The sequence below is a fragment of the Rhizobium sp. 10PS4 genome, assembly GCF_032464805.1.
In the GTDB taxonomy this organism is placed as follows: Bacteria; Pseudomonadota; Alphaproteobacteria; order Rhizobiales; family Rhizobiaceae; genus Rhizobium; species Rhizobium laguerreae.
The window spans coordinates 97648-112333 of sequence record NZ_JAWDIW010000002.1; the positions used below are offsets into that span (position 1 = coordinate 97648).

Genomic DNA, 14686 nt, shown 5'->3' on the forward strand with positions numbered 1-14686 from the left:
ATTGCAAGAGGACGCATTGCCCGACGATCCGCTGAGCGGCTCTTGATTATCTGAAGCTGGAACGGCAACGCGCCACCGGTTGAGGCCTCTCATGAATTTCCCGTTGAGCATTATCAAAAACTTTGAAATGTTCACGGATTGTTTCGGTTTCTTTTCTGAGCTATGTCACTTTCTCGGCGACGAGATCGTCTTTTCAGGACCAACCGCTGTAGAGATGCCTCATGCTTGACCCGAAATTCGTTCGCCGCGGCCTTTTCCTGGTCTTCATCATCCTCTTCCTCGACATTATCGGTATCGCCATCATCATGCCGGTCCTGCCCGCCTATCTGGAGCAGCTGACCGGCGGCAGCGTCAGTGATGCGGCGATCGACGGCGGCTTGCTGATGCTCGTCTATGCCGGCATGCAGTTCCTGTTCGCGCCGCTGCTCGGAAATCTGTCCGACCGTTTCGGTCGCCGGCCGATCCTGTTGTTTTCGGTGCTGACCTTCGCGGTCGACAATTTCATCTGCGGCATCGCCACCAGCTTCTGGATGCTGTTCGTCGGCCGCGTGCTCGCCGGCATCAGCGGCGGCAGCTTTGCCACCTGCTCGGCCTATATCGCCGATATCAGCACGGAGGAGAACCGCGCGAAGAATTTCGGGCTGATCGGCATCGCCTTCGGCGTCGGCTTCACCATCGGCCCCGTCGTTGGCGGTGTCCTCGGCGAATTCGGCCCGCGTGTGCCGTTCCTCGGCGCGGCTGCGCTGTCGCTTGTCAATTTCATCGCCGCCTGCTTCCTTTTGCCCGAGACGCTGGAGGCGAAGAACCGCCGCCGGTTCGAATGGAAACGCGCCAATCCACTCGGCGCGTTGCGCCAGATGCGCCATTATCCCGGCATCGGCTGGGTCAGCCTCGTCATGTTCCTGTTCTTCCTGGCGCATGCCGTCTATCCCTCGGTCTGGTCCTTCGTCGCGACCTATCGCTATGGCTGGAGCGAGGGACAGATCGGTCTGTCGCTCGGCATTTACGGCATCGGCGCCGCGATCGTCATGGGGCTGGTTCTGCCGCGGATCGTGCCGGTGCTCGGCGAGTGGAAGACTGCTCTTCTCGGCCTCTGCTTTTCAGCTGCAGGACTGACCGGCTATGCCTTCGCCTGGGAGGGCTGGGTGGTTTACGTCGTCATCGTCGCGACGGTCATCGAAAACGTCGCCGACCCGCCGCTGCGCAGCATCGCTGCCGGCAAGGTGCCGCCGTCGGCGCAGGGCGAGTTGCAGGGAGCGCTGACGAGCCTCAGCAGCATCACCACCATTGTCGGGCCACTCATCTTCACGCAGATGTTTTCCTACTTCACGCGGCCCGAGGCGCTCGTCACTTTTGCAGGCGCGCCGTATCTCACGGCCGCCGTGCTCATCCTTCTGGCAGCAGGGGTATTCCTCACAAGGGTTCGGGTGAGGGAGCCGGCCAAGGCGCTGGAAGCGACGGGCTGATCGATCAGAAACGCTGATGTGATGATGAATTTTTCATCATCTGCCTCATTTGGGGTAGTTCTTTGCAGGGCTTTGATCTAAGCCCGGATGATATTTCGCCGCAAGCTGCGGCGACGCATATTTCAATCACAGGACTGGTGTCATGGACACGCCGATCGACGCGCGCAGGCTTGCGCCGACAACCGATAATCGTTGGGGTGCACATTTCAGCGCCACGCTGGCGCTCGGCATTCCGCTGATCGGCGCCCAGCTCGCTCAGCTCGGCATCCACACCACCGATGTGATGATCGTCGGACGTCTCGGCGCCGAGCAGCTGGCGGCGATGGTGCTGTCGGCCCAGTTCCTCTTCACGATCCTCATCTTCGGTTCGGGCTTTGCCATCGCCGTCATTCCGCTGGTAGCGCAGGCCTATGGCCGCGGCGACCTCGTCTCGGTGCGCCGGTCGCTGCGCATGGGCCTGTGGGTGGTGATCGCATACTGGGTCATCATGCAGCCGGCCTTCTTCAATGCGGAACAGATCCTGCTTTTTGCGCAGCAGAAGCCCGAGGTGGCCAAGCTCGCCCACGGCTATATCATGATCGGTCAGTTCGGCGTACTGCCGGCGCTGCTCTTCAACGTCATGCGCTCGCTTGTCAGTGCCATCGGCAAGGCAGGCGTCATCCTCAACGTCACCATCGTCACGCTGGTGATGAATGCGATCTTCGCCTATGCCCTGGTGCTAGGTCATTTCGGCTTTCCGGCAATGGGGCTCGAAGGGGCGGCGATCGTTTCGGTCGTCGTGCAGACAGCCGGCTTCCTCTTCATCCTGGCCTTCGTGCAGCGGCGGGAAGAGACGCGGCGCTACGAGATCTTCGTGCGATTCTGGAAACCCGACTGGCACGCGCTGCTGGAGGTCATCCGGCTCGGTTTCCCGATCAGCGTCACCATCCTCGCCGAGGTCAGTCTGTTCACTGTGGCCTCACTGCTGATGGGCTATATTGGCACCATCGAGCTCGCCGCCCACGGCATAGCCCTGCAATGGGCCTCGATCGCCTTCATGATCCCACTCGGCCTCAGCCAGGCGGCAACGGTGCGCGTCGGCGTCGCGCATGGGCAGGGCGATTATCAAGGGCTGGTGCGCGGTTCGATCACCGTGCTCGTTCTCGCCTGCGCCATTTCGGCGGTGGGCTCGGTGCTCTTTGCCACCATGCCGCAATTCCTCGGTAGCTGGTTCCTCGACGTCAACTCGCCCGAGGCGCCCGAGGTGCTTGCCTATGCCGGACCGCTGATCGTCGTTGCCGGGCTTTTCCAGCTCGTCGATGGGCTGCAGGTGATTGCCAATGGATTGCTGCGCGGCCTCAAGGACGCACGCGTGCCGATGATCATGGCGTTGATCGCCTATTGGCCGATCGGCTTCTTCCTCGCCTGGGCCTTTGCCTTCCCGCTCGGTTTCGGCGGCATCGGCATCTGGTTCGGCTTCCTTGTCGGGCTGGCGGCCGCTGCCGTCATGCTGTGCGCGCGCTTCTACCTTCTCCTTCGCCGCGAGGCGGAACTGGCCCACGCCTGAGCCGGCCGCCTCCGCCGTCAGGCCGCGACAGGCTTGTAGCCGGCGATATCGGCGTGAATGCCGAGACGCGCAAACATTTCCTGCGGATCGAAATTAGCGGCCTTGTGGGCCGCTGCGACGGCGGCCTGTGCACGCTCGACGACTTCGGTATTTTCCCATTCGGCAATCGTGACGAAATTGAATTCGCCCGGACAGGCGACCTGCTCCAGCACCCTGTGATCGATGAAACCGTCCTGCGCCTCCAGCAGCTTGTGGGTCATCATCACGTTGACGAGAAATTCTTCTCGCGCCGCCGCCGGCACGATGAACTTGTCGACTCGATAGAAAGCTCCGCTCATCCATTCTCTCCTGCATCAGATGTCTGCAGGCAGATCTGTAATTCCTCAAGTTAAGTTGAGGTCAATATACGAATAGAGAAAAAGACCCGGCTGGGTGAACCTTTGGGCTACTGACAACGCGGGCCAACTCCTCTTTCGTCATGCTCGGGCTTGTCCCGAGCATCTGCCTTCGGTCGATAGGTGGCAGATCCTCGGCACAGGGCCGAGGACGACGAAGAGTGAGGTTTGTCGACAAGTTCAAGGCCGACCTGGGCGGTCGGAAATCGCTAAGGCTTGAAATCAGCGTTCGGCCAGCGCCGGTTCGCCCTTCTTCTCGCGCACCATGTTGATGAAGCGACGGAAGAGATAGTGGCTGTCCTGCGGGCCTGGAGAGGCTTCCGGATGGTGCTGGACGGAGAAGACCTGTTTGCCGAGGACGCGCAGGCCGCAATTGGTGCCGTCGAAAAGCGAAATATGAGTCTCTTCAACACCATCCGGCAGCGACTTCGAGTCGACCGCGAAGCCGTGGTTCATCGAGACGATCTCGACCTTGCCGGTCGTATGATCCTTGACGGGGTGATTGGCGCCATGATGGCCCTGATGCATCTTCTCGGTCTTCGCGCCGAGTGCGAGGCCCAGCATTTGGTGGCCGAGACAGATGCCGAAGACTGGGATATCGGTCTTGATCAGCGTCTTGATCACAGGCACGGCATAGTCGCCGGTTGCCGCCGGATCGCCCGGGCCGTTCGACAGGAAGATGCCGTCCGGTTGCATGGCGAGCACGTCTTCGGCGCTCGTTGCTGCCGGCACGACGGTCACCTTGCAGTCGAGGCCGGCAAACAGGCGCAGGATGTTGCGCTTGACGCCGTAATCGAGGCAGACGACGTGGTATTTCGCGTCCGTCGCCTTGAGTTCACCGTAGCCTTCATTCCAGACCCACGGCGTTTCGGTCCATTGCGAGGACTGGCCCGACGAGGCGATCTTGGCGAGGTCGAGACCTTCGAGGCCGCTCCAGGCTTTGGCTTCGGCCTTCAGCGTCTCGATGTCGAAGACGCCGTTCGGATCGTAGGCGATCACCGCGTTCGGAGCGCCGTTCTCACGGATCCAGGCGGTCAGCGCGCGCGTGTCGATTCCGCAGAGACCGATGACTCCGCGGGCCTTCAGCCATTGGTCGAGGTGCTTGGCGGCGCGGTAGTTCGAGGGCTCAGTGATGTCGGCCTTGAAGATGACGCCGACAGCGCCATGGCGGGCGGCAGGCGTCAGGTCCTCGATGTCTTCATCATTGGTGCCGATATTGCCGATATGCGGGAAGGTGAAGGTGACGATCTGGCCGAGATAGGAGGGGTCCGTCAGGATCTCCTCATAGCCAGTGAGCGCTGTGTTGAAGACCACTTCGGCCGGCACCTTGCCGGTGGCGCCGATGCCCTTGCCTTCGATGACCGTGCCGTCGGCAAGAACGAGCAGGGCGGTCGGCTTTTCGATAGTCCAGGGTGCTGTCGCGGTCATCTTCATCCCGTTTCCGGCGATCGGTGCGCGCGTTGCCGCGGCTGGCCGCCTTTTGATCTCGCAGGCGTGTGGACGCGGCAATGCCGCGCGCTTCAGGCCTGATCACGAATTTTGGTGCAGGTGGCGGTAAATAGCCACGCAATCGCTTGCGGTCAATCTTTGTAGCCGAGATTGCTGCCGTTTTCCTGCGCTTTATCGCACTGACCGCGCAATTTATTTGATCCCCCGCATCAGCGTGGTTTATGAAGCGGCATCAAAACAGGAGTGAAGACCATGCTGCGCGATCAACTCGCCACCCAGCTGAAAGAGGCGATGAAGGCCAAGAATGCGGAGCGGCTGTCCACCGTCCGGCTGATTCAGGCCGCGGTCAAGGACCGCGATATCGCCAACCGCGGCACCGGCAAGGAGCAGGCGAGCGACGACGAGATCCTGCAGATCCTCGCCAAGATGGTTAAGCAGCGCGACGAATCGGCCAAGATCTACGAGGAGAATTCCCGGCCGGAACTTGCCGCCAAGGAGCGCGCCGAAATCACCGTCATCCATGATTTCATGCCGAAGCAGCTTTCGGACAGTGAAGTGCGCGCCAACGTCTCGGCGATCATCACTGAAACGGGTGCCGCGGGCGCCAAGGACATGGGCAAGGTGATGGCGGCGCTGAAGGAGCGTTATGCCGGACAGATGGATTTCGCCAAGGCGTCGGCGACCGTCAAGGAACTGTTGAACGGATAAGCCTCAGATAACGCGTCTTGCCTGCGGTTCGTCACGGACCGCAGGCCCGAGCGCCGCTTCGGCGGCGGCATCGATGATGGCGAATTTCGCCGCCTGATAATTCCAATATTCGCGGATGAAGTGGCCCGACAGCCAGAAGTCGCCCTTGCGGGAGGGTTCGGTCCAGCCAATGCTCTCCATGGTCGCTGCCTGCATCAGAAGCCGCTTCAGGTGGGTATTGGAGATCATGAACTGTTCGCGGATTTCCCTGAGCGACAGAGGGCCGAGCGCGACGCGGTCGGCCGTTCTTGGAAATTCGGGAAGGCGCGAGATCAGGTAGTCCATCACCAGCCCGCCGGAATTCGCCCAGTTGAAGAGGTTGAAGGTGGCGCCCGGATTGCGGACCGCTTCACTTCCTATGATCGCCCTTGCGATCAGCGGCTGGATCGCTGCCATCATCGCCGAGGGGTCGGCGGTGATCTTATCGGCGCGCTCGCCGCCGTCGAGGCTGTCGAGGATCATCATATGGGCGACGAGCCACCGGGTGAAATGCTGCTCGGCGATTTCGGTGGGCTCCAGGTAGCGTGTGCGCTTATCGGGGCCGGGGACCGGTCGCAGGAAGCGATAGGCCAGCATTTCCTGCATGAAGGCCGCGGCTGTGTTGCGGCTGGCGATGTTGTTCCTGACCGCAAAATCGATGAAGCGGCCGGAATAGAGGCCGCCGCTCTTCCCATCGTCGGAATAACCGTAATGAAGCGCGAAGCCGGCATGGGCCATCAGCCAGCGCTGCTGCGCGGCGAAGATCGAGGCGATGCGCGGGCTCTCGCGATAGATGGCGAGCATCTGATCGGCGCAATGCAGGATGGCAGCGAGAAAGCGATCGTCTGCTGCAAGATTATCCGCGGTAAAAGCCATTTGGAGAGGTCCAGGGAATTCGGCGCATACATCTTTCATGCAGGCGCCGCCTGTCAACGGTTTTGTCAATAAGCGGTTAATTTCAAAGGGAGAGTTGTTGCAAGGAGAGCCAAAATTTAAGAAGGCAGGAGCTGGGGGCGCTCCTGCCTTCTTGCTCTTTGCTTCCACCGGCACGCAGGGCCGAAGCCCAAGCCGGAGGGTATTTGCAAAGGCACCCTTGCGAAGCGGCGCCGGGGGTAGGGATGGTGCTTCGCTCGGGGATCGCTTTGTTGAGATCGAACCTATTGCGGTGCGGCGGCTTATTCAAATTACAAAAAAATAATAATTGCCGGAATCGGCGGTTTGAGAGGCGTCGAAGCGGACTCTCGGGCGATGGCGCGAGGGATGATGAGGCGCAATCACCTGAGGAGATAATCCATTGTTTCCAAAAGATTTTTTCTCAACTCTATTGGAGGTCCACGCTCTCGCGGAAGCTTTTCTGACGGCGGAATTCCTGCTCCGAAGGGACAATAATGTCGCACCCTGTCGCAGGGCGCGATAACGCGTTGTTGATTGGATAACCGCAGCCGCCGATGACGGCCGCATAGCCTGTGAATAGCGGGTTTTCATGACAAGTTTCGTGGCATGGAGCGGAAAAGCAGCTTATATGGAGGCTGGCCAAGAGGTATAAATGCGCTTTTCCAACACCTTTCTCGATGATATTCGCGACCGCGTTCCGATTTCGAACGTGATTGCGCGCCGCGTGAGCTGGGACAAACGCAAGACCAATGTGTCGCGCGGCGATTACTGGGCCTGCTGCCCGTTCCACGGCGAGAAATCGCCGAGCTTCCACTGCGAGGACCGAAAGGGCCGCTACCACTGCTTCGGCTGCGGGGTGACCGGTGATCATTTCCGCTTTCTCACCGAGCTGGAGGGCCTGAGTTTTCCCGAGGCGGTACAGCAGATCGCCGATATGGCCGGCGTGCCGATGCCGCTTGCCGATCCTGTGATGGAGAAGCGCGAGAAGGAGCGCGGCTCGCTGATCGACGTCATGGAAATGGCGACCCAATTTTTCCAGGATCAGCTGCAGACGGCGAATGGGGCGAGGGCGCGCGCCTATCTGCGCGACCGCGGATTGACGGGACGCACCATCGAGACCTTCCGTCTCGGCTTTGCGCCCGACAGCCGCAATGCACTCAAGGAATTCCTCGCCGGCAAGGGTGTCTCCAAGGAGCAGATCGAGGCCTGTGGTCTGGTCGTGCATGAAAACGTGCCGGTCTCCTACGATCGTTTCCGCGACCGCATCATGTTCCCGATCTTGTCGTCGCGGGAAAAGGTGATCGCTTTCGGCGGCCGCGCCATGTCGGCCGATGCGCCGGCGAAATACCTGAACTCCAACGAGACGGAGCTCTTTCACAAGGGCAATGTCCTTTATAATTTCGCCCGTGCGCGGCGCGCGATCCAGGGGCCGGGCCGCGGCGATCCTCAGGACGACAATGCGACCGGCACCATCATCGCCGTCGAAGGTTATATGGACGTGATCGCGCTCTATCAGGCGGGCATCGAGAATGCCGTTGCGCCGCTCGGCACGGCGCTCACCGAAAACCAGCTCGAGCTGCTCTGGAAGATGGTGCCGCAGCCGGTGCTCTGCTTCGACGGCGACGGCGCCGGCATCCGCGCCGCCAATCGTGCCGCCGAACTGGCGTTGCCGCATCTGAAGCCCGGCCGTTCCGTTCGCTTCGCGCTTCTGCCCGACGGCAAGGATCCCGACGATCTGGTGCGCGATGACGGGCGCGCGCCTTTCGACAAGGTGATGAGCCAGGCAAAGCCGCTCTCCGAGATGCTGTGGAGCCGGGAGGTCAATACCGGCAAGTTCGACACGCCGGAGGCGCGCGCCGAGCTCGAGGCGCGGCTGAAGCAACTGGTCGCCGTCATCGCCGACGAAAATGTCCGCCGTCATTACCAGCAGGATATTCGCGATCGGCTGAACGTCTTCTTCCAGCCGCAGTTCCAGAACCGCAACAATGGCGATCGCCGCGGCGGCTTCAACGGCAACGGCAATTACCGGACGGGCCGCGACAATGCGGGCAAGGCAGGGCCGAAAAGCCCCAGCGTCATTTCCGAAAGGCTCGCCCGCTCGGGTCCCGTGCGCGGCCACCAGAACAATACGGCGCTGCGCGAAAGCGTGCTGGCGTTGACCGTCGTCAATCATCCCTCGCTGATGATCGACGATTATGACGAGATCGCCGCGATCGACTATGACAGCCGCGAGCTGCAGCGGCTCTGGTCGGCGATGCTGGGAGCCGCCGCGGCCGTCGCCGGCCCGCATCTGACGCGCGAATATCTGACCGAAAGGCTGGAATTCGAAGGCTTCGGCCCGCTCATCAAGAGCCTCGACCAGCAGGTGCGCAATGCCCGGCTGTGGATCGCGACCGAGGAGGCGGCGATGGAGGATGCGCGTGAGGGATACCGGCAGGCACTGGCTTCCCACAAGCGGGCGAAGGCGCTGCGCCGGCAGAAGATCGAGCTCGAGCGCGAGATTGCGCTGGCGACCGAAGCCGGTGACGGCGAGGCGATCGTTCAACTGATGCGCGCGCAGCAGGAAGTGCATTTCGAAGGGGTGCGCCTTGAGAACCAGGAGGCCATCATCGATGGCTTCGGCGTGCTTTCCGGCCGCGTCAAAGGGGCGGCGAACCACTGATGTCGCTGACCGAACGAAACGAACCGGGCTTTTCTGCTTCCGGCGCGCTGTTTTCTTCCGGCCGCTCGCCGCTCGATATTCTCAAGCAGGTCTACGGCTATTCCTCCTTCCGCGGCAAGCAGCAGCAGGTGGTCGAGCATGTGGTTTCCGGCCGCGATGCGGTTGTGCTCTTTCCCACAGGCGCCGGCAAGTCGCTGTGCTTCCAGATCCCGGCGCTCTGCCGCGATGGCGTCGGCATCGTCGTTTCGCCGCTGATCGCGCTGATGCGCGATCAGGTGGAGGCGATGAAGCAGCTCGGCATCCGCGCCGCAGCACTCAACTCGTCGCTGTCGCGCGAGGAGTTCGTCGAGGTTCGCCGCGCGCTTTCGGCAGGCCAGCTCGACCTTCTCTACGTGACGCCCGAGCGCATTTTGACCGATGGGTTTCGCGAGCTGATCGCCAACGAGAAGATCGCGCTGTTTGCGATTGACGAGGCCCATTGCGTCTCGCAATGGGGCCATGATTTCCGGCCGGAATATCGCGAACTCGGGCGGCTCGGCGAGCAATATCCCGGTGTGCCCAGAGTGGCGTTGACGGCGACGGCCGATCCGCATACGCGCGACGACATGATCGAGCGGCTGGGTTTGGATTCTGCCGAAATCTTCACCACCAGTTTCGACCGACCGAATATTGCCTACGAGATCGTCGAGCGTGACCAGCCGCGCCAGCAGCTGCTGCGGTTCCTGTCCCGCCACAAGGGCGACAGTGGCATCGTCTATTGCCTGTCGCGCGCCAAGGTCGAGGATACGGCCGAATGGCTGAACGGGCAGGGCATTCGCGCCCGTGCCTACCATGCCGGCATGGACAGGGCGGTTCGTGACGCCAACCAGGATGCCTTCCTGAAAGAAGAGAACCTTTGCCTGGTCGCCACCGTCGCCTTCGGCATGGGCATCGACAAACCGAACGTGCGTTATGTCGCCCATCTCGACCTGCCGGGCTCGGTAGAAGCCTATTATCAGGAGACTGGGCGCGCCGGCCGCGACGGCCTGCCGTCCGAAGTCTGGATGGCCTATGGCATGGCCGACGTCATCCAGCGCAGCCGGATGATCGACGAGGGCAGTGCTGCCGCGGAGATCAAACGGGTCGAACGCGCCAAGCTCAATGCGTTGCTGGCGATCTGCGAGACCGCCTCCTGCCGCCGCCAGGCGATCCTTGCCCATTTCGGCGAGGCGCATGCCGGCCATTGCGGCAATTGCGACACCTGCCTGAAGCCCGTCGAGACCTGGGAGGGCACGGACGCGGCAATCAAGGCGTTGGCGGCCGTCTACCGCACCGGCGAGCGTTTCGGCGCTGGCCATGTCGTCGATGTCCTCCTCGGCAACGTCAACGAAAAGACCGAACGTTTCGGCCATCCCGAAATGCCGGTCTTCGGCGCCGGCAAGGATATTCCGGCACGCGTCTGGCAGTCGGTCTTCCGCCAGTTGCTCGCCATGGGATTGATCCGCGTCGACCACGAGGCCTTCGGGGCGCTGAAGCTGGAGCCGGAGGCGCGCTCCGTCTTCAAGCACGAGCGGCAGGTGTTCTTCCGCAAGGACCGCCCGGCCTCGGAACGGCGCACGAAGAAAGCGGAGCGCAGCGAGCGCAAATCGGAACTATCAGGCGCCGACGGCAGTCTCTTCGAGGCGCTACGGGCCGAGCGCATGGCGATTGCCAAATCGCTCGGCGTACCGCCCTATGTCGTCTTTCCCGATACGACGCTGATCGCCTTCGCCACGGAGCGGCCTCGCACCCGCAAGGAATTGCTCGCCATATCAGGCGTCGGGCAGGCGAAGCTCGAACGTTATGGCGATGCCTTCCTGGAGATCATCCTGGCGCAGGACAACAGCTGAGCGGCAAGGGAGGAGCGCCGATGGCCCAGAATATTTACGACCGACCGGAATTCTTCGCTGGATATAGCGGCATGAGGCGATCCTTGCACGGGCTCGACGGAGCATCCGAGTGGCCGGCGGTGCGCGCGCTGCTGCCCGATCTTGCCGGCAAGCATGTTGTCGATCTCGGCTGCGGCTTCGGCTGGTTTTCGCGTTTTGCCGTGAGCCAGGGTGCTGCAAGCGTGCTTGCGCTCGACATCTCGGAAAAGATGATCGCCAGAGCGGGGGCCGATACGGCGGATGCTGCGATCACCTACGAGATCGCCGATCTCGAGCATCTCACGCTTGCCGAGGCGTCCTTCGATTTCGCTTACAGCTCGCTGGCGCTGCATTATATCGAGGATTTCGCCGGTCTTGCCGCGACGGTCTATCGCGCGCTTTTGCCGGGATCGCAATTCGTCTTCACCATCGAGCATCCAATCTTCATGGCGCCGACCAATCCCGCCTGGGCAGTCGATGCCGAGGGGCTGCGCATCTGGCCGCTCGACCGCTATTCCGTCGAAGGTCCGCGCACCACCGACTGGCTCGCCAAGGGTGTGGTCAAGCAGCACCGCAAGCTCGGCACCACGCTCAACACCTTGATCGCGGCCGGGTTTGCCATTCGTCATGTCGAGGAGTGGAGCCCGAACGAAGATGAGCTCCACGACAATCCAGATTGGGCGGAGGAGATGGACCGGCCGATGTTCCTGCTGATTGCGGTCCAGCGCTGAAGAAGACAAGCCGGCGGCAATATGCTAACCCGGCGGGCAAATGGAAATCTCTGGGAAAGGCCATCCATGACCTCGCAATTTCTCTCCCATCTCAGCAACGAGATCTCAGCGCTGAAGGATGCCGGCCTCTACAAATCCGAGCGCGTCATCAGCTCCAAGCAGGCGGGCGAGATCGCGATTTCCACCGGCGAGCGGGTGCTGAATTTCTGCGCCAACAACTATCTCGGCCTTGCCGACAACGAGGAACTGGCCGAGGCCGGCAAGCAGGCGCTCGACCGATACGGCTACGGCATGGCCTCGGTGCGCTTCATCTGCGGCACACAGGAAGAGCATAAGCAGCTCGAGGCGCGCATCTCCTCCTTCCTCGGCATGGAAGACACGATCCTCTATTCCTCCTGCTTCGACGCCAATGGCGGTCTCTTCGAAACGCTGCTGTCGGAAGAGGACGCGATCATCTCCGACGCATTGAACCACGCCTCGATCATCGACGGCGTCAGGCTTTCGAAGGCCAAGCGCTTCCGCTACGCCAACAACGATATGACAGCGCTCGAAGAGGAGCTGAAGAAGGCCGAAGGCAGCCGCTTCAAGCTGGTCGCCACCGACGGTGTCTTCTCGATGGACGGGATCATCGCCAATTTGGGCGGCGTCTGCGACCTCGCCGAGAAATACGGCGCGATGGTCATGGTCGATGACAGCCATGCCGTCGGCTTCGTCGGCAAGAATGGCCGCGGTTCGCCGGAATATTGCGGTGTCGAGGGCCGGATCGACATCATCACCGGCACGCTCGGCAAGGCGCTTGGCGGCGCCTCGGGCGGCTATACCTCCGCCAAGGCAGAGGTCGTCGAATGGCTGCGGCAGCGCTCGCGGCCCTATCTGTTTTCGAACACGCTAGCACCTGTCATCGCCGCCGCCTCGCTCAAGGTGTTCGACCTCATCGAAAATGGTGATGCCTTGCGCAAGCGCCTTTCGGACAATGCCGATCTCTTCCGCAGCGAAATGACCAAGCTCGGCTTCACGCTTGCCGGCGAAGGCCATCCGATCATTCCCGTCATGCTGAGCGACGCCAAGCTCGCCCAGGATATGGCAAGCCTGATGCTGAAGAAGGGGATCTATGTGATCGGCTTCTCCTTCCCCGTCGTGCCAAAAGGCCAGGCCCGCATCCGTACGCAAATGTCGGCGGCGCATTCGCGGGCGGATGTGGAGCGGGCAATCGCGGCCTTTGCCGAGGCAGGGCGGGAATTGGGTGTGATTTGAGAAAGGCTTCCCCCTTCTCCCCAGCGGGGAGAAGATGTCCGTCAGGACAGATGAGGGGGCGGAGCGAAGCGACACCCTGAGCGTGAGCGAAGGGTAATTGATCTGGACGGCGTGCCGTGCCGCCCCCTCATCCGCCCTATCGGGCACCTTCTCCCCGCTGGGGAGAAGAGGGAGTAGCGAAGTCGAGCACCAAGCAAGGGTTGGGACAAGTATGTCGAACATGATGAAGGCGCTGGTAAAAGCGAAACCGGAGGTCGGGCTCTGGATGGAGAATGTGCCAGTGCCCGAGGTCGGGCCGAACGATGTGCTGATCCGGGTGAAGAAATCTGCAATCTGCGGCACCGACGTCCATATCTGGAACTGGGATCAGTGGGCGCAGAAGACCATTCCGGTGCCGATGGTGGTCGGCCATGAATTCTCCGGCGAGATCGCCGAGATCGGCTCGGCGGTCACCCGCTATCATGTCGGCGAGCGGGTTTCCGGCGAGGGGCATATCGTCTGCGGCAAGTGCCGCAACTGCCGGGCGGGCAGGGGGCATCTCTGCCGAAATACGCTCGGCGTCGGCGTCAACCGGCCGGGTTCGTTCGGCGAGTTCGTCTGCATTCCCGAAAGCAATGTCGTGCCGATCCCGGATGATATTTCCGACGAGATCGCCGCGATCTTCGATCCGTTCGGCAATGCCGTGCACACTGCGCTTTCCTTCGATCTCGTCGGCGAGGATGTGCTCGTCACCGGTGCTGGGCCGATAGGTATCATGGGCGCGCTCGTCGCCAAGCGATCCGGCGCCCGCAAGGTCGTCATCACCGATATCAATCCGCACCGGCTGGAGTTGGCGCGCAAGCTCGGCATCGATCACGTCGTCGATGCATCGAAGGAAAACCTCGCCGACGTGATGAAGGCGATCGGCATGACGGAGGGTTTCGACGTCGGGCTCGAAATGTCGGGGGCCGCACCTGCCTTCCGCGATATGATCGACAAGATGAACAATGGCGGCAAGATCGCCATTCTCGGCATTGCGCCGGCCGGCTTCGAAATCGACTGGAACAAGGTGATCTTCAAGATGCTCAATCTCAAAGGCATCTACGGCCGCGAGATGTTCGAGACCTGGTACAAGATGATCGCTTTCGTCCAGGGCGGCCTCGACCTTGCGCCCATCATCACCCACCGGATCGGTATCGACGACTTTCGCGACGGCTTCGAGGCGATGCGGTCGGGCAACTCGGGCAAAGTGGTCATGGACTGGATGTGAGAAGGGTGAATGCTTTGCGCCGTCGTGCCGGTCGGCAGGTATGCCGCCGGCTTGACGGCAAAACCGGCAGAAAATCCTGCGTATGAGACCGCGCGGCGGGCAAAATCTTTACTGCCCTTGTCTTTTGTTCACGGCATCTTAAATAAGGTTCGCAATCGCTGCCGCGGTTCAAAGCCTGTGGATAAGGCTTTTTCCGGTGTTTCGTGCGCTTTTTTTCTGGAAAAGCTTGACGAGAACAAAAAATGTGGGAATCACCGTTCGACTTGTTGAAACGGTGAACTGGGTCAAGGCGGATCGCGCAACCATGGCCGGCAATCCAAAAGCAAGAAAGCTTTGCTGTTCGGTGCCGGCAATCGTGGTTAATCAGGCTTTAAATGTCATCCCGTTAGGTGGGCAAAGGTGATTCGAGGGCGGCGCGTGCGGCGCGT

General features: G+C 61.4%; 12 protein-coding genes. 9 read left to right on the forward strand and 3 right to left on the reverse strand.

What is annotated here, in order from left to right; translation table 11 throughout:
• Nucleotides 1-221 precede the first annotated feature (221 nt).
• Together RWJ89_RS03385 and RWJ89_RS03390 are read left to right on the forward strand one after the other, a co-directional pair.
• Complete coding sequence (locus RWJ89_RS03385) at nt 222-1466, forward strand: TCR/Tet family MFS transporter (protein WP_316030578.1); 1245 nt, start codon at nt 222-224, stop codon at nt 1464-1466.
• Between the two features lie 142 nt (nt 1467-1608).
• Nucleotides 1609-3012: an MATE family efflux transporter gene (locus tag RWJ89_RS03390; RefSeq protein WP_221942419.1), complete on the forward strand. Its 1404-nt coding sequence runs from the start codon at nt 1609-1611 to the stop codon at nt 3010-3012.
• A 17-nt stretch (nt 3013-3029) separates the two neighbouring features.
• On the opposite strand, the gene RWJ89_RS03395 is transcribed toward RWJ89_RS03390, so the two are convergent.
• Together RWJ89_RS03395 and carA are read right to left on the reverse strand one after the other, a co-directional pair.
• Complete coding sequence (locus RWJ89_RS03395) at nt 3030-3350, reverse strand: antibiotic biosynthesis monooxygenase family protein (RefSeq protein WP_131664631.1); 321 nt, start codon at nt 3348-3350, stop codon at nt 3030-3032.
• Nucleotides 3351-3629: 279 nt separating this feature from the next.
• On the reverse strand, nt 3630-4835 hold the full coding sequence (gene carA, locus RWJ89_RS03400) for a glutamine-hydrolyzing carbamoyl-phosphate synthase small subunit (protein ID WP_316030685.1): 1206 nt from the start codon (nt 4833-4835) through the stop codon (nt 3630-3632).
• Between the two features lie 273 nt (nt 4836-5108).
• Here carA and RWJ89_RS03405 point away from each other — a divergent pair, with 273 nt between their 5' ends.
• Nucleotides 5109-5564 carry a GatB/YqeY domain-containing protein gene (locus RWJ89_RS03405; protein ID WP_316030579.1) on the forward strand — a complete coding sequence of 152 codons (456 nt, stop codon included), beginning with the start codon at nt 5109-5111 and terminating at the stop codon, nt 5562-5564.
• Nucleotides 5565-5567: 3 nt separating this feature from the next.
• Here the strand turns inward: RWJ89_RS03405 and RWJ89_RS03410 are convergent, their stop codons facing one another.
• Entirely contained in the window at nt 5568-6458 is an 891-nt protein-coding gene (locus RWJ89_RS03410; RefSeq protein ID WP_316030580.1) for a hypothetical protein, read from the reverse strand.
• Nucleotides 6459-7128: 670 nt separating this feature from the next.
• On the opposite strand from RWJ89_RS03410, the gene dnaG reads away from it, so the two are divergent.
• From dnaG to RWJ89_RS03440, 6 genes are all read left to right on the forward strand, one after another.
• Complete coding sequence (gene dnaG, locus RWJ89_RS03415; protein ID WP_131664633.1) at nt 7129-9138, forward strand: DNA primase; 2010 nt, start codon at nt 7129-7131, stop codon at nt 9136-9138.
• The gene (recQ, locus tag RWJ89_RS03420) at nt 9138-11006 is read left to right on the forward strand and encodes a DNA helicase RecQ (RefSeq protein WP_316030581.1); all 1869 of its coding nucleotides are present in this window, start codon (nt 9138-9140) and stop codon (nt 11004-11006) included. Before dnaG ends, recQ begins: the two co-directional genes overlap by 1 nt.
• 20 nt (nt 11007-11026) lie before the next feature.
• The gene (locus RWJ89_RS03425; RefSeq protein ID WP_131664635.1) at nt 11027-11755 is read left to right on the forward strand and encodes a class I SAM-dependent methyltransferase; all 729 of its coding nucleotides are present in this window, start codon (nt 11027-11029) and stop codon (nt 11753-11755) included.
• A gap of 66 nt (nt 11756-11821) precedes the next feature.
• Nucleotides 11822-13009 (forward strand): glycine C-acetyltransferase, encoded by a 1188-nt coding sequence (locus tag RWJ89_RS03430; protein WP_131664636.1) that lies wholly within the window; start codon nt 11822-11824, stop codon nt 13007-13009.
• A gap of 211 nt (nt 13010-13220) precedes the next feature.
• Nucleotides 13221-14258 (forward strand): L-threonine 3-dehydrogenase, encoded by a 1038-nt coding sequence (tdh, locus tag RWJ89_RS03435; protein WP_011652887.1) that lies wholly within the window; start codon nt 13221-13223, stop codon nt 14256-14258.
• A 9-nt stretch (nt 14259-14267) separates the two neighbouring features.
• Nucleotides 14268-14528, forward strand: a complete 261-nt coding sequence (locus RWJ89_RS03440) for a hypothetical protein (protein WP_316030582.1) — start codon at nt 14268-14270, stop codon at nt 14526-14528.
• Nucleotides 14529-14686 lie beyond the last annotated feature (158 nt).

What these genes read in the sequence shown, in the direction of transcription:
- RWJ89_RS03385 (WP_316030578.1), top strand. Translation starts at nt 222, where the DNA reads ATGCTTGACCCGAAATTCGTTCGCCGCGGCCTTTTCCTGGTCTTCATC.
- RWJ89_RS03390 (WP_221942419.1), top strand. Translation starts at nt 1,609, where the DNA reads ATGGACACGCCGATCGACGCGCGCAGGCTTGCGCCGACAACCGATAAT.
- RWJ89_RS03395 (WP_131664631.1), bottom strand. Translation starts at nt 3,350, where the DNA reads ATGAGCGGAGCTTTCTATCGAGTCGACAAGTTCATCGTGCCGGCGGCG.
- carA (WP_316030685.1), bottom strand. Translation starts at nt 4,835, where the DNA reads ATGACCGCGACAGCACCCTGGACTATCGAAAAGCCGACCGCCCTGCTC.
- RWJ89_RS03405 (WP_316030579.1), top strand. Translation starts at nt 5,109, where the DNA reads ATGCTGCGCGATCAACTCGCCACCCAGCTGAAAGAGGCGATGAAGGCC.
- RWJ89_RS03410 (WP_316030580.1), bottom strand. Translation starts at nt 6,458, where the DNA reads ATGGCTTTTACCGCGGATAATCTTGCAGCAGACGATCGCTTTCTCGCT.
- dnaG (WP_131664633.1), top strand. Translation starts at nt 7,129, where the DNA reads ATGCGCTTTTCCAACACCTTTCTCGATGATATTCGCGACCGCGTTCCG.
- recQ (WP_316030581.1), top strand. Translation starts at nt 9,138, where the DNA reads ATGTCGCTGACCGAACGAAACGAACCGGGCTTTTCTGCTTCCGGCGCG.
- RWJ89_RS03425 (WP_131664635.1), top strand. Translation starts at nt 11,027, where the DNA reads ATGGCCCAGAATATTTACGACCGACCGGAATTCTTCGCTGGATATAGC.
- RWJ89_RS03430 (WP_131664636.1), top strand. Translation starts at nt 11,822, where the DNA reads ATGACCTCGCAATTTCTCTCCCATCTCAGCAACGAGATCTCAGCGCTG.
- tdh (WP_011652887.1), top strand. Translation starts at nt 13,221, where the DNA reads ATGTCGAACATGATGAAGGCGCTGGTAAAAGCGAAACCGGAGGTCGGG.
- RWJ89_RS03440 (WP_316030582.1), top strand. Translation starts at nt 14,268, where the DNA reads ATGCTTTGCGCCGTCGTGCCGGTCGGCAGGTATGCCGCCGGCTTGACG.